Source organism: Allorhizobium sp. Av2, assembly GCF_021462805.2.
GTDB lineage: Bacteria > Pseudomonadota > Alphaproteobacteria > Rhizobiales > Rhizobiaceae > Allorhizobium > Allorhizobium vitis_G.
In genome coordinates, this window is record NZ_CP192697.1 from 903,817 (window position 1) to 923,874 (window position 20,058).

Here is a 20,058-nt window from a genome sequence, read left to right on the forward strand (position 1 = left end):
GAAGATAGCTGTTTTTGCACGCTATTCCAGTATCTTGCCGCCTCACTTATCGTTTATGGCAAAATAATTTGCTCTGCTTCATCCATGAGATCCGTGCGCCTTAACGGCGCACGGATCTGGTTATTTTCAGGCGGCCAGATCGAGCACGATCCGTCCGTCGATCTTGCCTTCGCGCATGCGGTCAAAAATCGCATTGATATTTTCCAGCTTGTCCCAGGAGAAATGGGCGGCAACTTTGCCTTCACCGGCAAATTGCAGCGATTCCTCAAGATCCTGCCGGGTGCCGACAATCGAGCCACGAACTGTGATGCGCTTCAACACGGTTTCAAATACGGGCAGCGAGATGAAGCCCGGCGGCAGACCGACCAGCGCCATCGTGCCCTTGGAGCGCAAGAATCCATAGGCCTGTTCCATCGCTTTGGGGGAAACGGCTGTCACCAGCGCGCCGTGAACGCCGCCGGTGGCCTTTTGCACCTGCTCAATGGCGTCGGCTGCCCGGCCATTGACGACCACATCGGCACCCAGCTTCTTGGCCAGTGCCAGCTTGTCATCGAAAATATCGGCGGCCACCACATGCATGCCCATGGCCTTAGCATATTGCACAGCCATGTGGCCAAGCCCGCCAATGCCTGAAATTACCACCCATTCGCCGGGTCGCACTTCGGTTTCTTTGAGGCCCTTATAGACGGTGACACCTGCGCAGAGAATGGGAGCGGCGGCGCCGAATTCCAGGTTGTCAGGCAGGCGGCCGACATAATCGGGATCGGCAAGCCCGTATTGGGCAAAGGTGCCGTTGACCGAATAGCCGGTATTCTGCTGGCTGCCGCACAGCGTTTCCCAGCCGGTACGGCAGGGATTGCAGCAGCCGCAGGCGGTATGCAGCCACGGAACGCCAATCCGGTCGCCTTCCTTGATCCGGGTGACGCCCGCACCAAGCTTTGCGACAAAGCCGACGCCTTCGTGGCCGGGAATGAAGGGTGGGTTGGGCTTGACCGGCCAATCGCCGCTGATGGCGTGCAGGTCGGTATGGCAAACGCCGGTCGCCGCATACTTGACCAAAATCTGGCCAGGACCGGGTTCGGGGATCGGCATTTCCTCAATGGTCAGCGGCTTGCCGAATTCGCGTGCAACAGCGGCTTTCATCATCGATGCCATGATTTCCTCCATAGAAATTGATGTTTTAAAATTCAACATCGTGTCCCGGCTCATGCTGAGACTATGGAGGACCCTAGTGCAGGGCGGGCCGATTGCTTTTGATTGATATCAATCCGCCCCGCTTTGTTGTGGCAGGTATTCCTATGCCAAGTTCTTTTTGAGAAAAGCTACCGTGCGTGACCAGGCAAGGTCTGCGGCCTCCTTGTTATAGCGGGCCGCCGACGTGTCATTGTTGAAGGCATGGTTGACGCCGTCATAGACGAAGATCTCGGCCTGTTTACCATTGGCCTCAAGCGCCTTGCGGTAGGTATCGATCCCGGTATTGATGCGCTCGTCAAGGCCAGCGTAATGCAGCATCAAGGGTGCGTTGATTGCTGGCACCTGTTCGGCGGGCGGCTGGGCTCCGTAATAGGCGACACCGGCCCCAAGCTGCGGTGAGGCGATAGCCAACCGATTGACCATGCCACCGCCCCAGCAAAAGCCGATGGCGCCGACCTTGCCGTTGACGCCCTTCACGGCCGCAAGATAGGCGCGGCTGGCCTCCGCATTGTTCACCGTAGTGCCCAGATCGAGCGTGGTGAACATGTCGCGGGCCTTGTCCTCGTCTTCCGGCGTGCCGCCCTGTGGTGACAGAAAATCGGGCGCGAGCGTAACGAAGCCTTCCAGCGCCAGCCGACGGGTTACATCCTGAATATGCGGATTGAGGCCACGGTTTTCGTGGATGACGATTACGCCGGGCAGGGCGGTCTTGGCGTCTTTTGGGGTGACGAGATAGCCCTTCATCTCGCCGCTCGCGCCGGGATAGGTGACCATTGACGCAGTCAACCGCTCATCGTTTTCCGGCGTCAGCGCGGCATTGGCCTGGTTGGCTGCCAGCATTGGCATGATGGCTGCGGCTGCTGCCCCGGAACCGGCCAATCTGGTGAGTTTTTCCATGAAACCCCGGCGGTCGAGGCTGAGATGGGTATATTCATCATAGGCGTTGATCATCGCCTGGGTGATCGCTGGGGTAACGGCTGGCTTGTCCATCGGTGTCCTCCACAAGATTGTCCAGTCTAAAACATAGAAAACCCGAACCGGCATCCAATGTTCATTGGAGGCCAATCCGGGTTTTCATCAACACTTATTCGTGACTGGGCCGTTTTTATGCAGCGCCAGGATAATTCGGGCTTTCGCGGGTAATGGTAACGCCGTGCGGATGACTTTCGCGCAGGCCAGCACCGGAAATCCGCACAAAGGTCGCCTTCTCCTGGAAATCCTTGATGTCCTTGCCGCCGACATAGCCCATGGCGGCCTTAAGACCGCCTGCCAGCTGGTGCAGCACGGCAGAGACTGGACCTTTGTAAGGAACCTGGCCTTCGATGCCTTCCGGCACCAGCTTCAGCGTATCGCGCACTTCCGCCTGGAAATAGCGGTCCGCCGAGCCGCGCGCCATGGCGCCGACGGAGCCCATGCCGCGATAGGCCTTGAAGGAACGGCCCTGGTAGAGAAACACTTCGCCGGGGCTTTCATCCGTGCCAGCCAGCAGCGAGCCGACCATGACGGCGGAGGCACCGGCAGCAATCGCCTTGGCCAGATCGCCGGAGAATTTCACGCCACCATCTGCGATAACAGGAATATCCAGCTTATGGGCTGCTTCGACGGCTGCCATAATGGCCGCCAATTGCGGTACGCCGACGCCTGCGACGATACGGGTCGTGCAGATCGAGCCAGGGCCGATGCCGACCTTGACGCCATCGGCGCCCGCATCGATCAGGGCGCGGGTGCCATCGCCGGTCGCAACATTGCCGGCGATGATCCGAACCGAGTTCGACATTTTCTTCACGGCGGTCACGGCATCCAGCACCCGCTGCGAATGGCCGTGGGCAGTATCGACGACGATCACGTCGACACCGGCCTCGATCAACCGTTCGGCCCGCTCGCGTCCATCATCGCCGGTGGAAATGGCGGCGGCGACCCGCAGGCGGCCCTGAAAATCCTTGGCAGCATGGGGGTTGAGCTGAGACTTTTCGATATCCTTGACGGTGATCAGGCCTACGCAGCGGCCTTCATTGTCCACCACCAGCAGCTTTTCGATCCGGTGGCTATGCAGAAGACGCTTGGCTTCCTGCTGCTCGACACCATCCTTGACGGTGATCAGGTTATCGCGGGTCATCAATTCATGGATCTTCTGGGAATGATCCGAGGCAAAGCGCACATCGCGATTGGTGAGAATGCCGACCAGGCGACCGGGACGGCTACCGTTTTCGACGACCGGAATACCGGAAATACCGTGGGCCTTCATAAGGCCGAGTGCTTCGGCGAGCGTTGCATCCGGATGGATGGTGACTGGATTGATCACCATGCCGCTTTCGAATTTCTTGACCTGGCGAACCTCTTCGGCCTGTTCTGTCGGTGTCAAATTGCGGTGGATAACGCCAAGGCCACCAGCCTGGGCCATGGCAATCGCCAGCCGGCTCTCGGTGACCGTATCCATGGCGGAAGACAGGATGGGGAGCGAAAGATCGATATCCTTGGCGATCCGGGTGGAGATATTCGTCTGGCCCGGCATGACTTCCGAATGTCCGGGCTGGAGGAGAACATCGTCAAAGGTAAGCGCTTCTGCGCCGGTTGCCGAAATTACGATCCGTGCCATGCCAATATCCTTCATATGAATAGGCAGAGTCCTCCAGAAAAGCGATTTTCCTCTGGATTCCTTTGCATGTAATGCTTGGAGGTTGGCGAGGGCTGGTAACACGTTCATGACAGGAAGGGAATAGCAAAAGCATGGATTGTGGATGACATCAGTCATCCCTCTTTTTAACGATCTTGCCTCTGTTCCGAGGGTGTCGTTTTTTCCCGCGCGCTTGCGGCAAGACCATCGGCCAGCGCTTCCATATCCGCTTGGCGGGCGCTGGATCGCCGCCAGATCAGGCCGATTTCGCGGTAGGGCGGCGGATCGGTAAAAGGAATGATGCGGATTTTGTTGCGGCTGGTTTCGGTCTCGATCGCCATTTCGGGGATCAGCGTCATGCCCATGTCATGGGACACCATCTGGAGCAGTGTCGCCATCGAGGTTGCGCCGAAATTGACCATGCTGCGCCGGCTGGCGGTTTTGCAGACGGCCAGCGCCTGGTCACGCAGGCAATGGCCTTCCTCCAGCAGCAGCAACCGGTCGGTGTCTACGTCCGCTTCCACCAGGGGTGAGAGAAGCACGGCGTTGTCATTGCGGGCCACGGCCATGAAAAACCGATCGACCAGCAGGCTGCGGCAGACCAGAGCGTCCGCATCCACCGGAAGGGCCGCGACGACCGCATCCAGTTTGCCTTCATTGAGGTCGGACAAAAGCCGATCTGTGATCGCTTCCTTGAGCTCAATCTCGATCAGAGGATGATTTTGCCGCAGATAAGGCACCATGCGCGGCACCATATAGGGGGCGACGGTGGGAATGATGCCAATCCGCACCAGGCCTTCCAACATGCCGCCATTGTTGCGCGCCGCCTGTTCCAGCCGATCTATTCCCGTCAGCACCTCACGCACATGGCTCAGGATTTCCAGTCCCTTGGTGGTCAGGATCGTGCTGGCGCGGGTTCGCTCGATCAGCATCACACCGAGATGTTTTTCCATCTCCATGATCTGCGCCGAAAGCGCCGGTTGGCTGACATGGACAAGATCGGCGGCCCGGCCAAAATGCAGCGTGGTGGCAAGCGCATCGAAATAGCGCATTTGACGAATGGTCAGCATGATAGGATTTCCAAATCGTATTTAAAAATAAATACGATTGGAAATTATCGGCCGTCAATGGAACACTGCAGTCATTGAGACGAAACACTGTTTTAAAATCAATTTTGACGAAGACGGCCTTCCAAAGGAGGAAGCCATGATGGATTTCACGGACAATAAAGACCACAGCTGGCATTCAGGTGTCGGAACAGATCATCGGGCGTCAACTGGCGTATTTCAAACTGGTACATCCAGACGATGAAGCAGGTATTCATACTGCCTTAATGCAGTTTCCGGCTTCGAAGCAGATATGATCCCAGCATCGCCGCTGAAGAGCCCTACACGTATCTGTTTCGAAAGGGGGCGTCAGAAGCCGTTTTGATACGGTTTCTGACCCCCTGTTTTGTATGGGTTTACTAATTTGCATTAATCAAAACTGAACACCCTTCCAATAGAGCCCTTACCTGTGGTCCACATGATGTGGAAATTATCCTGGGACAGGACGGAATGGTGACGGCGATGAAAATGCCGATTGAAAGCTCGCGAATCAATCCACGTAAGCAGCCAAAACAGAAGCGCAGTATCCAGCGTGTCGAAAATATTCTGAATTCGGCTGAGTTTCTTATCATCAAACATGGGGTTTCCCAATTGCGCATGACGGATATTGCCGCCAATGCCGGCGTACCTGTGGGTTCCGTCTACCAATTCTTTCCGCAGAAAGCGGCTGTGCTTAAAGCCATCATGGATCTGCACCTGACCAGCCTGGCCGAGGATATTACCACGCAGTTAACGGATGTGCGCGACGAAGCGGATGCGCGCGCCCGTTTGGTCGATCTGATCGAACGCGGTGCGCGCCTTCACCGTGACAATCCGCTGTGTCGCGAGTTCTGGATCGCAATGTCGACCGATCCTGATCTCGGCGCGATGCAATACAAGGCTCAGGAAGACATTGGCGCGTTGGCGATGAGATGGCTGGGGCCATTTGCCGGTGGCGGGGATGGACAGGGCAAACACAATCGTTTCCTGCTGGTTGCGGTGCTGAGTGGAGCGGTTTTCCGCGCCATCGCCGAGAAGCATGAGCGAGCCTGGGCGATGTTGGACGAGTGGAAAAAGGCCGCATGCGCCATGCTGTTTCAACCCGCTCAAAAGTGATTGTCTCGGGTCCTGAGGCAATACGAACCGTCATTTTCAATGAAAATTCGTATTACCAGCCGGGGATCATATGTCCCGCCCGCAGGCGCGGATAGTAACGGGAATAGGTTTTCGTTTCTCCGTCCATGTCGTCTTCGATGGCCGTCGGGTTGATATTGTCGAGGCATGCGGCGATATGGTCGGTGATGGCGTTCATCAGTGAGGGTGACATGCCGGGACGTTTCATGATGCCAATCTGCACGGGCGGCAGTGGCGGAAAGCCATCCAACTGGCCCAGCACTTTCATACCGGTTCGCAGCGCCGATTCCGGCAGAACAGAAACGGCCAAGCCAGCCAACACTGCGGCGGCGACCACGGTCGATGACCAACTGGTGAACAGGATCTGATAGTCGCGCCCGTCGGCATCGAGCGCCGAACAGGCCAACTGCCGCCAATTGCAATCGCGCCGTCCAACCGCAAGCGGTACAGGCGCGTCGTCGCGCAAGGGATGGTTGGCCGAAGCCACCCAGCAAAGCGGCTCGGTGCGCATCACATCGGATTGTCTGGTCGCCGGGTTATGGGTCACAAGCGCGATGTCTAACTCACCTCTGGCCATCTTTTCGGCCAGGTCGGAGGATGGTTCGCAAACGATGTAAAGCTCGACATTGGGATGGGTTTTGGCAAAACGACCAATGATTTCAGGCATGTATCGGTCAGCATAATCATCCGGCGTGCCGATCCGCAGCGTGCCTTCCAACCGGTTGTCGTCGAAAGCCGCAATCGCCTCACTGTTCAGCCGGACGATCCGCCGGGCATAGTTTAGCAGTTTTTCGCCTTCTGCGGTCAGCCGGTTGCCACGCCCGTCCTTGATGAACAATTGCTTGCCGATCCGCTCTTCCAGACGGCGCATCTGCATGGAAACGGCTGATTGGGTCTTGAAGACCCGCCCTGCCGCCTTGGTAAAACTGCCGGTATCGACAATGGCGATGAAGGTTTGCAACTGGTCTGTATCGAGAGGTGCGGACATGGCGGACATTCCATCAGTTGGATTGATGATTACCATTAGAAACATTCACTGGACTGATCAATAGAAATTCGGCAAATCTTAAACTGCAAAGTGTCAATCGACGCCACGAGTGACCAACTGATGTTCAGTTGTCGCGGTGTCCTCCAACCCCTTCACGGCGTCCCCCCGGCTTGGTTTTCCAAGCGCGGTCGCCCCTTCTCGTGCCGAATTTGAAAGGACTATTGTCATGCGCACGACCAGACAGATCACCGTAGCGGCTTTTCCTCACGCAGAGGGCGCGGTCATCGCGGCCCTTCGCGCCATTGTCTGGACAGTGAATTCTGTGCTGCGCACGCTCAATAACCGCCGTGCGGCTCTTAAGCTCGCGGATCTCGACGATTACCTTCTGCATGATGTCGGTTTGACCCGAGCTGAGCTGGAGGCCGAATTGTCGAAGTCCGGGCCACTTGGAGATCCGTCGGCAAAGTTGGCAGGTGTCGCTCGCGCCAGGACCCGCAAACAGGTGAGCACGCTTTCTCTCGGCTGAACGATCCCGTTTCCACCCGCCATCCCCGCAGGGCGAAAAGCCAATCGGCCCTGCTTTTGCCCGGCAACAGGTCACTGTTGCCGGGTCTTTTTTCGTGTGCCAACCAGTGTTGGAACTGCCGTCAGTGCTTGGAGTGAGTGGCGCCTTCGTCCGACTCAGTGCGAGCATCCTTGCCGGGTGCCGTCACATAGGTCTCGAAGATCTGTTCCACACTCTTCTGATAGCTTTTCTGCACGTTCAGACCACTGTCGAACATCGTGTTGACGATATCCATCATCGATTTTCTGGCTTCTGTTTCCGGCGTCGGCTTTGGTGCCTCGGCTTTGGGGGCTTGCCCCATCGAACCGCTGACCATGTCCTGCCAGGCCTTTGTGAAGGGATTGTCCAGGAAAGGGTTCGTTTCGGTCTTGGGTGCTGCCTTGGCCGCGCTTATGCCCATCATTTGCTGCCAGGCAGCAATGAAGGGATTATCGAAGGGACCAGCTGGCGATGTCGGCGGGGCTTTCGGTGAAAATCCCGTTGCCTGAAGCCATTCCTGGATCATCCCAGCCATTGGGCCAGCCATCGGGTTATTGGCAAAGGGATTGCTGGCCTGCTGCATCTGTCCAAGGCTCTGTTTGAACAATCCGCCCATGATCGTATCGGCCATAGCCGGCAGCATGCGTTTTAGAATGTCCTGGCCGATGCCGGTGATCTGGGCCGCCTGGGCGGCGACAGCGCGCGACACCTCCTTGGAGCCGAACAATTGTTGCAGAACCTGATTGCCGTCGGCGATGCCCTGGGGTGTAAAGGCCTTGCCCATATCTTCGAAATACTGGGCATAATTGCCGGATGATAAGGCGGTAAACAGGCTGGACAGATCATACGGATTGGCAGCGGTGCGCTTGAACCCGGAGGAAAAGGCTGGCGTCAATGCGGCGAGCGCCTGCGCCACCTGTTCCTGAGCAAGCCCGAACTGCTTAGCCATGGCATCCATGGCGGCGCCATTCTGTGCTCTTAGTAGCATATCGAACAGTGGCAACATTTGCATTCGCTCCCCGGCACATAGCCTTTTTATACGGTATTCATGCGTTGGCGATACTCCGCATGGTGAGCCTGTGGCTCCAAACGCAGTGCGCTTGAGCGCTTCGCGTCTTATGTACCTGTTTCTCAGCATGATTCATGACATCGCGCCAGCCGATTACCATCAGCCGATTCAAGGAGAAAACCACACGAGAGCCACTATAGCGGGAAATATCTGGCTGCAAATCGTTTTTTTAAGCAAGCACAAGGGTTTGGTAGTCAGGCGCCCACCTCAATATTGATAGGCGGAAAACACAGGTTCAACCTGGCCGTCCCACGGACCATGATAGAGATCCAGCATGTCCTGCGCCAGGGAATGGCCTCGCTCCACGATACTGTCCAGCGGTTGCAGATAGATCGATTCGTCTTGGCCCTCCGCATTCAGCCGGGCGCGCGATACAAGACCAGCCCTCGACAAGGTCAGCAAATCGCGGCTAACATCCAGAACAGAGCGACCCTCTACAATGGCATCGAAGCCGAGGGCGGGTGCAGTATCGCGAAGCGCGGTCACCGTTGCCATGTCCCAGCCCGAGGTGAGATCGTCGGCTGCCGCCAGCGCGGTGTCGTCATAGAGCAGCCCGACCCAGAAAGCCGAAAGCGCCGTGATATGGCTTTGCGGGCCGCCATCGGCCAGCCGCATTTCCAGGAACCGTTTCAGGCGGACATCGGGAAACAGCGTTCCCAGGTGATTGGTCCAGTCTCCCATTGTCGGCTGCCAGGCGGCGATTTCGCCCTTTAAACCGCCCGCCATGAATTGGCGGAAAGTGATATGGGTACAGTCGTGATAGCGGCCATCCCGCATGACGAAATACATCGGTACATCAAGCGCCCATTCGACATAATCAATAAATCCGAAATCCGGTTTGAACACGAAGGGCAGCAGGCCGGAGCGGCGGTTGTCGGTATCGCGCCAAATGTCGCCGCGCCAGGAGAGCAGGCCATTGGGCTTGCCTTCGGTAAAAGGCGAGGCGGCAAACAGCGCCATGGCGATGGATTGCAGCTTTGTTGAAACCCGCATCTTGGTGCGCATGTCAGCTTGCGACGAAAAGTCGAGATTGACCTGGATCGTCGAGCTTCGATACATCATATCCAGCCCTTTCGAGCCGACCTTCGGCATATAGCGGGTCATGATGTCGTAGCGGGATTTCGGCATGCGGGGCGTCTGCTCCAGCGTCCAGAGCGGACTGCCGCCCATGCCCAGAAAGCGGATCCCCATCGGCTCGGCGACTTCCCGCAGAATTTCAAGATGCTGGAGGGTTTCGCCCGCCGTTTCATGCAGGGTCTCCAGGGCCGCGCCTGACAGTTCGAACTGCCCGCCGGGCTCAATGGAAATTGCGCCCTGGCCACTGCCACCGGCCAGGCCAATGATGTTTCCGCCATCAATGATCGGTTCCCAGCCCAGCCGCTCCTGCATGCCCTTCAGCAGCGCCGAAATGCTGGCTTCGCCAAAATAGGGAACGGGCGAGAGATCGGCGGTGAAGAACCCGAATTTTTCATGCTCCGTGCCGATACGAAATGTTTCTTTCGGCTTGCACCCCTCAGCCATATAGGCCGCCATCTCCTCAAGCGAAGTCAGGGGCGTATCATCGGTTGTATCGCGAGCCATGAAGCCGACCTTGTTCTGCTACAGGTTTTTGTTTTCGCATCGGATTGAAAACTGGTTTCCACTTTTCGATCCGATGCCTTATTGAGGGTTGATAGGGCTGAACCCGGCGGCTGTGCAAGTGAATTTTGCGATTTGAACGTTCAACAATATTGAACGAGTTATGCCGGGTTGTTTCAAGTTCATTTCCAATCGCCTATACTGGCCTGCACCACGGCCAAGGCAGCCACAGCGGCGGTATCGGCGCGCAGAATACGTGGCCCCAGCGGAATGGCGGTGACAAAGCCGAGACCGCGCAACAGACCGCGTTCCTCATCGGAAAATCCACCTTCTGGCCCAACCAGCAGAGCCAGTTGCCGTTCCTCGATTGCCGACAGCACCGGCATGGGATTGTCGGTGGCACTGTCTTCGTCACAGAAAATGATCCGGTGGCTGGCAGGCCAGGTTTCCAGCAGGTCTTTGAGCTTGACCAGCGGTGCAACCTTTGGAACGGCCAGAATGCCACATTGTTCGGCGGCTTCAACCACATTGGCCTGCAAGCGCTCGATACTGCCGATCCTGCCTTGAACATGCTGGGTCATCACCGGTTGGAGCGCACCGGCACCCATTTCCACTGCTTTTTGGACAAGATAATCCATCCGCCCGACTTTCAGCGGCGCAAACAGAAATATCAGTTCGCTCGGGCGGGGCTGCGGGCGCGTTTGGCTTTGCGGGATCAGCGCGATGCGTTTGCGGGTCGGAAAGGCAAGGCTTGCCTTCCATTCACCATCGCGGCCATTGAAAACCAGCACCTCGGCACCTTCCGTGAGGCGCAGGACATTGGCCAGATAGTTATATTGTTCCGGTGTCGTCGCCACTGGGTTTGCGGCTTCCAGCCCGGCATCGACATAGAGTCTCTGCATCTTGTAATTTGCCCGCATGCTTATGACCGTCTCACGATTATCGAAAGAGCGCGAACATAACCCGGTAAATCAGCGCTGCAAGCCCTGCGGAGACCGGAAGCGTCACCAACCACGCGCCCATGATGGTGAGGATGTGGGAGCGACGGACCAGTCGACGCCGGTTCACTTCATCGGCATTGGAGGGTTTTGGGGCTTTACGCTGCCATTCCGCCGACTTCATCAGCATATAATCCAGCCGCCGTTTTGAATGGCGGTTATACCATTCCCGGAAAAACCCGAGGCCAAACACCGCGCCGATGGCGATATGGGTGGAACTGACCGGCAGGCCCAGCTTGGAGGCGGTGATGACCGTGATGGCGGATGACAGCGAGACGCAATAGGCTCGCATCGGGTTGAGTTTGGTGATCTTGGTGCCGACAAGGCGGATCAGCCTTGGGCCAAACAGCAGCAGTCCGGTGGAAATGCCGAGCGCCCCAATGGTGACCACCCAAAGCGGCGCGGTCATGCGCGTATGCAGATCGTTCGACATGACCGTATGAACAATGGCCGCCAGCGGGCCGATGGCGTTTGACACGTCATTGGCGCCATGGGCGAAGGACAGCAGGGCAGCAGCACCGATCAGCGGCATCCGAAACAGTTTGCGCAAGGATTGATTGCGGTTTTCCAGCCCCAATGCCTGCTGGCGCACAATGGGCCTGGCTACAAGCCAGGCAATCGCACCGATCACCAGGCCGAACAGGACGGCTCGATCCGAGATGATCGTGAAGCCCATACCGCTGGTTTTCAGGCTGAGATAGCAACTGAAGCAACCCGCCATCATTCCGATCAGAATCGGCACCCATCGACGCGCCTGGGCGATCTTGTCAGGGCGGTAAACGATCAGATCGTAGATCAGAAACAGGATGGCAGCCGCGATCACCCCGCCCAGCACGGGCGAAATCACCCAGCCAAGCGTGATGGTGGCGATGGTCTGCCAATTGACGGCAGAGGTGCCCATAGCCGAGGCGGCGGCCCCCATGACGCTGCCGACGATGGAATGGGTCGTGGAGACCGGGGCATTGGCCCAGGTAGCGAGATTGATCCAAAGGGCTGCCGCCAGCAGAGCAGCCATCATGATCCAGATAAAGGTTTGCGGATTGCCAACCAGGGATGGCGCCAGGATACCTGAGGAAATCGTATCGGTGACTTCGCTTCCGGCAATCATTGCCCCGGCAATTTCGAAGAATGCCGCCATCACCAAGGCGCCGGTCATCGTCATGGCCCGGGCGCCCACCGCCGCCCCGACATTGTTGGTCACGTCATTGGCGCCGATATTCAGCGCCATGTAGCCAGCAAGTGCGGCTGCGGCAATGATGATGGCGGAGCCCGTCCGATCTGCTGCAAACCCGAGCGCGAAAACCGCGGCAAAGATCAGGAAGATCAACGCCATGCCATAGGGAGCAGCGCCTCGCGCCACGTGCTGGGCTGCGCGCTCCAGCAGGGTCAGCCGGTCGAGATCTTTGTCCAGCATTGGTCGGGCGTGTTTTGGAGGCTTGCTCATGCTTGGCGTGCTGGTTCTATTATTGGAGGGGCCACACGGGTAAAAACCGATGTCTCACTCGTGGAAGAGGCCCGAAAAGGAAGGACTGATATGCGGCGCACTCTGGTTACTGTGGCCGCACGGTGCTGTAGCGCATAATTGCCTGGGTCGGAATTGATTTAAAATGTGTCAGATAAAAAGTCGAACCCGAATTTTCTGACAGTCTATCCAATAACAGGCACTGGCCAACAGCTCTCTCTTTCTATGGTAGGAAATGTCTTTTCTATCGACAGTACCGCGAAATGCCTATCGGACCAGGTAGGAAGACAATAGCGGCTTGTTGTGACCGTAAGACGTCATTTATCGGCAAATCAGCCCGTTTTTGCGGCATTGCGCTGGCGTGACAGGGAAAGAAGATGAAAAAGCCGTTTTAATTGTGGTTCCTGCACCCGGCTAGCGGCAACGTCGCAGCTTACCCATTCCAATATGCGGGTGCCTTTTTCCGGATAATCGTCAACAAACTCGCGCACTTCCAGCAGGTAGACCTTCACCTCACACGGGATTTTCAGCCCGTCCGGCATGCCTTTCATATAATGATAAGAACCGAAACTGGTTTTGGCGATCTTTCCCTTGACGCCAGCTTCCTCGTAAGCCTCACGCTGGGCCACCAGATGCGACTTTTTCGAGCCCATGGGCCAGCCCTTGGGAATGACCCATCGCCCGGTGTCGCGGCTGGTGATCAATAGAACTTCCAAAAGACCCATTTCAGTTTCGTGATAGCAAAGCGCGGCAAATTGCTGCTTAGGCGGGCGCCGAAACATCAATTCCAAATCCGACACGATACGCTGTAAAATAGCCAATGCTTAAATCCGTATTTTTGATTATTGTAATATAGCTGATTCCCGCAAGGGTTGGTAGTTGTTTCATCGCACGGGAAAAAATCACGGTCGGTAGACCGAGTCTTCCATTATACAACTCATGAATGTCGTCATGCAATTGTCATGAGGAGCTGTCTGTTATGCGCTCATCGCAGTGCGGCGTTCTTATCCTGGCGGGTTTGAGCAGATTGAACCCTCGCCCACCGATCGCGGTATTTAGAGGCAAAGGAGTTGCGTGTACATAGAGTGGCCGAAAACCAAACGATTCGGCGATTACGCGTCAGTGTCGCGAATGATGAAGATTCGCATGGCCGCGAAATTTTGTCGCTGATTGTCTTTTTTGTTGCTTCATGTCGGCATTTTCTTCAATTACACCGAAAATAATTCCTAAATATGTCCTTATTTGCGTTTTTGCCAAAGGGCGATTCTTTTGCGGTTCATCCAGGCTCCTTATGGTGTGTGCGTTTTGAGAGATAAGACGATGGCAAAGAAAGCTGCTGCGAAATTCGATCGTGCCGGGCTGGCTTCGCTTGGCGCAGAAAAACTGGCGGAGATCCTGTTGGATGAGGCCAGCGCCAATAAAGCCTTGAAACTGCGCCTGCAAGCAGCACTTGCAGGAGCTACGGGATCGACGAAAGTGCTTGCCCGGATCGACAAGCGCCTGGATCAGATCGAACGCTCTGCCTCCGGCATTACCGCCAACCGCGCGCGCGAATTGTCCACCGAATTGGGTGGCATGATGCGAACCATCGGTGGTGAGCTTGGCGATGATCCGGTCGCCGCAGCCGAGCGGATGGTGCGGATGATGTCGGTGATGCTGGGGATGACGCATCGCTTATATGACCGCAGCGCCAAGCTGGAAAAACTGTCGGAAGAAATTATTGCTGCGGCTGTTTCGATGATTGCGGCTTTGCCTGAGGCGGGTCAGGTAACGCTGGTCCCGGCCCTGGAAAAGGTCCGGGCTGCTGACAAGCACCACGAGCTGGGCGATGTCTTTTCACAAGTGATGGCAGTGCTTGGTCTTGCTGCCGCCGATAGCTGGAAGAAACTGCTGGAAGCGGCGCTTAAGAACAATCGTTCGCCGCAGCATATCCTGCAACTCCTCCAGGATCTCGCCGTCAAGCGGCAGGATTTCGATGAGGTGATCCGGTTGGAAGAGGTGAAGCCGGAACTCTATCAGGATAGTCTTGTCCTCGCGCATCTGCTGTTTGACGCCCAGCGTTTCGAGCAGGCACTTGAGTGGGTGCGCAGAAAGCCAAAGGGCATGCGTGTCATTCGTATCGGCGGGATGACGGCAGCGGCTGGCCCGGACTATGGCGTGCAGGAGCGCAAGCTGCTGGAGGCCGATATTCTCGAACGCCTCAAACGGCGAGGGGATGCCCAGGCTTTGCGCTGGCAGGAGTTTTGCGAGACATTCGAGCCAGACGTGCTGCGGACCTATATTGCCAAGCTCGAAGACTTCGCCGAATTCGAGGAGATGGACAAGGCGCTGGATCTGGTGATGAACAGCAAGGATGCCAACAAATCCCTGTGGTTTCTGATCGGCTGGCCAAAGCTTGATCTCGCCGCGCGGCTGGTGATTGACCATGCGCCTGACTGGGACGGTCGCCAATATGAACTGCTCTCCACCGCAGCGGATAAGCTTTCGGAGGAACAGCCGGAAGCGGCGACAGTGCTCTACCGGGTGTTGGCCAGTGACATTCTAAAGCGCAGTGCGTCACAAGCCTATCACCATGCCGCGTCCTATCTTGCGGCGTTGGCCGATCTGGCACCACGTGTATCGGGTACCAACGGTCAATACGATCATGTCAGGTTCATGCAGAGCCTGAGACTAAAGCACGCCAAGAAATATTCGTTCTGGACGCTGCTGCCCGAGGACCTTCGCTGACAAAGTCTTGAGGTGGCAGCAAACAGCAGATGAGGAGGATGCCGATCTCCGCACGGTTTTCATTTGAGGAATTGCCCGACGCAGATAAGGTGCTTCCTCTGAGCGGCGCTTCGGGAGGACTGGATGGCCGATACAATTGAATTTCTAAAGCCCGATGCTGGCATTCTTGATCGGCGTGACGGGATCGTCGCCGAGCTGTCGGCAATCCTGCCTAGGGAGCGGCTGATCCATAAGCCAAGAGAGCTGGTGCCCTTCGAGACCGATGGGTTTCTGGCCTATCGCCGCCAGCCGCTCTGTGTTGCGCTGCCTGAAACCACGGCGCAGGTGGCCGCCGTGATGCAATATTGCCATCGCTATAAGCTACCGGTCGTGCCGCGTGGGGCGGGTACCTCGCTTTCCGGTGGCGCGATTCCCCAGGAGGATGCGGTGGTGATCGGCCTGTCGGCCATGACCCGGATTCTCGACATTGATTTCATGAACCGCACCGCCATTGTTCAGGCTGGGGTGACCAATCTGGCGATCTCGGAAGCGGTCGGACCGCAGGGATTTTTCTACGCGCCCGACCCCAGTTCGCAGCTGGCCTGCACGATTGGCGGCAATATCGGCATGAATTCCGGTGGCGCCCACTGTCTGAAATATGGCGTGACCACCAATAATCTTCTCGGCGTGAAGATGGTGCTGGTCGATGGCACGGTGATTGACCTGGGCGGCAAGGCGCTCGATAGCAGCGGTTACGATCTGCTTGGTCTGATCTGTGGTTCGGAAGGCCAACTCGGTATCGTCACCGAGGCGACCGTGCGGCTGCTGGCCAAGCCGGAAGGTGCGCGTCCGGTCTTGTTCGGATTTGACAGTGCCGAGGCCGCTGGCACTTGCGTTGCCGATATTATCGGAGCAGGCATCGTGCCGGTGGCGATGGAATTCATGGACAAGCCCGCCATCGAGATTTGCGAGGCTTTTGCTCATGCTGGTTATCCCATGGATGTCGAGGCACTGCTGATTATCGAGGTCGAGGGATCGGACGCCGAGATGGAGGCGATGCTGGCCGATATTTGCGAAATCGCCCGCCGCCATGGGGTGAAAACCATCCGTGAAAGCCAATCGGCGACGGAGGCAGCTCTGATCTGGAAAGGTCGCAAATCCGCCTTCGGGGCAACGGGCCGGATCGCCGATTATATCTGCATGGATGGCACGGTTCCGCTCAGCAAATTGGCTTATGTGCTGAAAAAGACATCGGAAATCATCGACCGTTACGGTCTGCGGGTCGCCAATGTCTTTCATGCCGGTGACGGCAATATGCATCCTCTGATCCTCTATAATATCAACGATCCCGAAGATGCCGCCAAGGCGGAGGCGGCAGGCAATGAAATCCTCAAGCTGTGCGTCGATGCCGGTGGCTGCCTGACTGGCGAGCATGGTGTTGGCATTGAAAAGCGCGACCTGATGCACCATCAGTTTTCCAAGGACGATCTTGCCCAGCAAATGGCGGTCCGCGCCGCGTTCGACCCGGATTGGTTGCTCAACCCCAGCAAGGTCTTTCCGCTGGAGGGCCGAGCGTGAGCGGATTTCTGGTGCCGCGAACAGAAGACGAGGCTGCGGCGATCATTGCCGAAAGCGCCGCGACGGGCAGGACGCTTGCCATCAAGGGTGGCGGCACGCGTTCAGGCTTCGGCAATCGCCTTGAGACGGATGCGATACTGTCATCCACCGGGCTCTCCGGGATAATTGCCTATAATCCGGCAGAAATGGTGCTGACCGCGAAAGCCGGGACGCCGATGGCCGAGATCGAGGCGGCGGTGACTGAGAAAGGCCAGTCGCTGGCCTTTGAGCCGCCGGATCATCGCGGTTTGATGGGGACGACAGGGGAACCGACAATTGGCGGCGCCTTCAGCGTCAATGCTTCCGGGCCTCGGCGCTTTGTGGCAGGGGCGGCGCGGGACCACCTGCTGGGTGTCCGTTTCGTCAATGGCAAGGGCGAGGCGATCAAAGCAGGCGGACGGGTGATGAAGAATGTCACCGGGCTCGATCTGGCGAAGCTTCTGGCCGGTTCGCACGGCACGCTTGGGTTTTTGACGGAAGTTACCTTCAAGGTTCTGCCGCGTCCGCGCCTGACGCAAACGGTGGTGGTGTCAGGTCTTGACGATGCCGCCGCCGCCCATGCCATGGCCGTCGCGCTTGCCATGCCGGTCGAGGTGACGGGTGCTGCCCATCTGCCGGAACTGGTTCGGCCTCGCCTGATCGGCGGAAATCTACCGGAGGGACCCGCTACGGTATTACGGCTGGAAGGCCTGCCTGCCTCGGTGCGCGAGCGGGCGGAGAAGCTGCTGGCGGTGATGGAACGGCTTGGACCCGCCACGCTGCTGGATGAGCCGCAAAGTCTTGTTGTTTGGCAGGAAATCCGCGATGTGCGCCCCTTCGCGGCGATGTTGGGCAAGCCGGTCTGGAAAGTCTCCGTCGCACCGACGGCGGGTCATCAACTGGTCGCTGGCCTGCGCCTGCATGCGGCTATCGATGCCTTCTACGACTGGCAGGGCGGCCTGGTCTGGATGCAGATGGAGGCGGATACCGATGCAGACCTGGTTCGCGCTGGCATCAAAGCCCTGGGCGGAGGCCACGCGACATTGATGCGCGCCAGTGAAGCACAAGGGGTGTCGGTCGCTGCTTTTGAGCCGGAAGAGGCAGCAGTTGCGATGTTGTCGCAGCAGTTGCGGGAAAAATTCGACCCATCGGGGATATTTAATCCGGGATTCACGGGCGCAGGTTTGGACAGTCAGCGAACAGGAAGCGTTAGATAATGCAGACGAATTTCACGCTGGCCCAACTTGCCGACCCAAAGACCGCTGAAGCCGAGAGCATCCTGCGCCGCTGTGTGCATTGCGGCTTCTGTACCGCGACCTGTCCCACCTATGTCACGCTTGGCAATGAGTTGGACAGTCCGCGCGGGCGCATCTATCTGATCAAGGATATGCTGGAAAACGGGCGGGCAGCGGATGAGGAAATCGTCACGCATATCGACCGGTGTCTGTCTTGCCTGGCCTGTACGACGACCTGTCCCTCCGGTGTCGATTACATGCATCTGGTCGACCATGCGCGCAACCATATCGAAAACACCTATCAAAGGCCGCTTGCCGACCGGTTGATCCGCACGCTGCTGGCGACGGTGCTGCCCTATCCGGGACGTATGCGGGTGGCGCTGGCCTTTGCCCGATTTGGACGCCCGTTTGCGCCACTGATGGAGCGTGTTGCCGCCTTGAAGCCGATGGCCGCGATGTTGCTGCTGGCGCCTCAGGATGTGCCCTATCCATCGCCCATCTCACGTCCGGGCTTGCATTCGGCGCGGGGCAATCGCAAAGGCCGGGTGGCGCTTTTGACCGGCTGCGCCCAGTCGGTGCTTGATCCCGGTATCAATGAGGCGACTGTTGCGCTCCTGACTCGGCTCGGTATCGAAGTCGTCGTTCCCAAGGGGGAGGGCTGCTGCGGGGCACTGGTGCATCACATGGGGCGTGAGACGGATGCGCTTGCCGCAGCCCGGCGCAATATTGATGCCTGGATGGCGGAGATCGGGTCGGGTGAGACAAGCGCTCTGGATGCCATCGTTATCACCACATCCGGCTGCGGCACCACCATCAAGGATTACGGCCATATGCTGCGCCACGACCCGGTCTATAGCGCCAAGGCTGCACGGGTTTCGGCGCTTGCGAAGGACGTGAGCGAGTATGTCGCTGGTCTGGATCTGCCGCAGCAGCCGGATAAGGGCGTGACTGTTGCCTATCATTCCGCCTGTTCGCTGCAACATGGCCAGAAGATAACGGCGCTGCCGAAATTACTGCTGAAAACGGCGGGCTTTACGGTCCGCGATCCGGCGGAAGGGCATTTGTGTTGTGGCTCGGCCGGAACCTATAATATTCTCCAGTCGGAGATTTCGCAGCAATTGAAGGCCCGCAAACTGCGCAATATCCATGCCGTTAACCCTGATGTTGTCGCTGCTGGTAATATTGGCTGTATGACCCAGATCGGTTCGGGAACTGACATCCCTGTCGTCCACACTATCGAATTGCTCAACTGGGCGTTTGGAGGAGAAAAACCCCAGAAATTAAAGGATTTATAATCGCGGCATGCAAGGATCGGTTTTTTAGCAACCCTGTTGCTGGGTCCTGTCTGGAGGGCGGGCGATGATAAACCGATTTGTATTGATCCTGAATGAAGCCGTGGTGATTTTGGCGTGCCTGACACCAGGGGTTGAGGCCATGGATCGCTATTATTGTGCGGTAGATGATGGCCAACTGAAATTGTCGATAGAGGCCGCTTTCAAGGAAGAGCCAGGCTGGCCGCTGGGAAATCTTCGCGGCGTCATGGTGTTTAAGCCGGGGCAGGGCGTGTCGGGCGAGGACAGGACAGTGACCGGCGCGGTTCGGCTTGCCATGGCTGACATGGTGCAATCCAGGCGTGACGATCGGAGCTTTCAGCTCCGCACCTCCTCCACCTCGGGCGACGGTGGGGAAATCATGAGTGTCGACATCGTGTTGAATGCCAGCATGCAGGGAGAGGATATCAACCGTTTTGCTGGCAGCTATGCCGTGACGGTGCGCCCGCAAGGCAACACCAATCCCGCTGCCGCAGTGGAGCGGGATGGTGCGTTGAATTGCAAACGTTTCTGATCAGGCCAGC

17 protein-coding genes are annotated in these 20,058 nt (G+C 57.5%); 7 read left to right on the top strand and 10 right to left on the bottom strand.

The genetic code is table 11. From position 1 onward, the window contains the following. Positions 1 to 126: 126 nt before the first annotated feature. The 4 genes from adhP to FS819_RS21810 all read right to left on the bottom strand — a co-directional run bounded on the left by adhP (position 127) and on the right by FS819_RS21810 (position 4,878). Positions 127 to 1,155, bottom strand: coding sequence for an alcohol dehydrogenase AdhP (adhP, locus tag FS819_RS21795; RefSeq protein WP_070165611.1), 1,029 nt, complete (start codon positions 1,153 to 1,155; stop codon positions 127 to 129). Between the two features lie 141 nt (positions 1,156 to 1,296). Continuing rightward, positions 1,297 to 2,184 carry a dienelactone hydrolase family protein gene (locus FS819_RS21800; protein WP_156550345.1) on the bottom strand — a complete coding sequence of 296 codons (888 nt, stop codon included), beginning with the start codon at positions 2,182 to 2,184 and terminating at the stop codon, positions 1,297 to 1,299. Between the two features lie 115 nt (positions 2,185 to 2,299). Then, positions 2,300 to 3,790, bottom strand: coding sequence for an IMP dehydrogenase (guaB, locus tag FS819_RS21805; RefSeq protein ID WP_156550344.1), 1,491 nt, complete (start codon positions 3,788 to 3,790; stop codon positions 2,300 to 2,302). Positions 3,791 to 3,954: 164 nt separating this feature from the next. Continuing rightward, positions 3,955 to 4,878 (bottom strand): hydrogen peroxide-inducible genes activator, encoded by a 924-nt coding sequence (locus tag FS819_RS21810; RefSeq protein ID WP_156550343.1) that lies wholly within the window; start codon positions 4,876 to 4,878, stop codon positions 3,955 to 3,957. Between the two features lie 498 nt (positions 4,879 to 5,376). Here FS819_RS21810 and FS819_RS21815 point away from each other — a divergent pair, with 498 nt between their 5' ends. After that, a complete protein-coding gene (locus tag FS819_RS21815) occupies positions 5,377 to 6,009 on the top strand; it encodes a TetR family transcriptional regulator (RefSeq protein ID WP_197434165.1) in 633 nt (210 codons plus the stop codon). A gap of 52 nt (positions 6,010 to 6,061) precedes the next feature. On the opposite strand, the gene FS819_RS21820 is transcribed toward FS819_RS21815, so the two are convergent. Continuing rightward, the gene (locus tag FS819_RS21820; RefSeq protein ID WP_041698964.1) at positions 6,062 to 7,015 is read right to left on the bottom strand and encodes a LysR substrate-binding domain-containing protein; all 954 of its coding nucleotides are present in this window, start codon (positions 7,013 to 7,015) and stop codon (positions 6,062 to 6,064) included. A gap of 226 nt (positions 7,016 to 7,241) precedes the next feature. Between FS819_RS21820 and FS819_RS21825 the strand changes: the two genes are divergently transcribed. Beyond that, on the top strand, positions 7,242 to 7,541 hold the full coding sequence (locus tag FS819_RS21825) for a DUF1127 domain-containing protein (protein WP_156532289.1): 300 nt from the start codon (positions 7,242 to 7,244) through the stop codon (positions 7,539 to 7,541). Positions 7,542 to 7,662: 121 nt separating this feature from the next. Here the strand turns inward: FS819_RS21825 and FS819_RS21830 are convergent, their stop codons facing one another. From FS819_RS21830 to FS819_RS21850, 5 genes are all read right to left on the bottom strand, one after another. Beyond that, positions 7,663 to 8,565, bottom strand: coding sequence for a DUF937 domain-containing protein (locus tag FS819_RS21830; protein WP_156550440.1), 903 nt, complete (start codon positions 8,563 to 8,565; stop codon positions 7,663 to 7,665). Between the two features lie 270 nt (positions 8,566 to 8,835). Next, the gene (locus tag FS819_RS21835) at positions 8,836 to 10,209 is read right to left on the bottom strand and encodes a glutamate--cysteine ligase (RefSeq protein ID WP_156550341.1); all 1,374 of its coding nucleotides are present in this window, start codon (positions 10,207 to 10,209) and stop codon (positions 8,836 to 8,838) included. 179 nt (positions 10,210 to 10,388) lie between these two features. Continuing rightward, positions 10,389 to 11,126, bottom strand: coding sequence for a 16S rRNA (uracil(1498)-N(3))-methyltransferase (locus FS819_RS21840; RefSeq protein ID WP_156550340.1), 738 nt, complete (start codon positions 11,124 to 11,126; stop codon positions 10,389 to 10,391). Positions 11,127 to 11,145: 19 nt separating this feature from the next. Beyond that, positions 11,146 to 12,648, bottom strand: coding sequence for an inorganic phosphate transporter (locus tag FS819_RS21845; RefSeq protein WP_156550339.1), 1,503 nt, complete (start codon positions 12,646 to 12,648; stop codon positions 11,146 to 11,148). 350 nt (positions 12,649 to 12,998) lie between these two features. Beyond that, on the bottom strand, positions 12,999 to 13,391 hold the full coding sequence (locus FS819_RS21850) for an NUDIX hydrolase (RefSeq protein WP_234624840.1): 393 nt from the start codon (positions 13,389 to 13,391) through the stop codon (positions 12,999 to 13,001). Between the two features lie 595 nt (positions 13,392 to 13,986). Between FS819_RS21850 and FS819_RS21855 the strand changes: the two genes are divergently transcribed. The 5 genes from FS819_RS21855 (at position 13,987) to FS819_RS21875 (ending at position 20,048) form a co-directional block, all read left to right on the top strand. After that, on the top strand, positions 13,987 to 15,393 hold the full coding sequence (locus FS819_RS21855; protein WP_156550338.1) for a DUF6880 family protein: 1,407 nt from the start codon (positions 13,987 to 13,989) through the stop codon (positions 15,391 to 15,393). 123 nt (positions 15,394 to 15,516) lie between these two features. Beyond that, positions 15,517 to 16,950 carry an FAD-linked oxidase C-terminal domain-containing protein gene (locus FS819_RS21860; protein ID WP_156550337.1) on the top strand — a complete coding sequence of 478 codons (1,434 nt, stop codon included), beginning with the start codon at positions 15,517 to 15,519 and terminating at the stop codon, positions 16,948 to 16,950. Next, positions 16,947 to 18,185 (top strand): FAD-binding protein, encoded by a 1,239-nt coding sequence (locus tag FS819_RS21865; RefSeq protein WP_234624839.1) that lies wholly within the window; start codon positions 16,947 to 16,949, stop codon positions 18,183 to 18,185. The genes FS819_RS21860 and FS819_RS21865 overlap by 4 nt, the downstream gene beginning before the upstream one ends. Continuing rightward, positions 18,185 to 19,498, top strand: a complete 1,314-nt coding sequence (glcF, locus tag FS819_RS21870) for a glycolate oxidase subunit GlcF (protein WP_156550336.1) — start codon at positions 18,185 to 18,187, stop codon at positions 19,496 to 19,498. Before FS819_RS21865 ends, glcF begins: the two co-directional genes overlap by 1 nt. Before the next feature lie 64 nt (positions 19,499 to 19,562). After that, entirely contained in the window at positions 19,563 to 20,048 is a 486-nt protein-coding gene (locus tag FS819_RS21875; protein ID WP_156550335.1) for a hypothetical protein, read from the top strand. Positions 20,049 to 20,058: the final 10 nt, after the last annotated feature.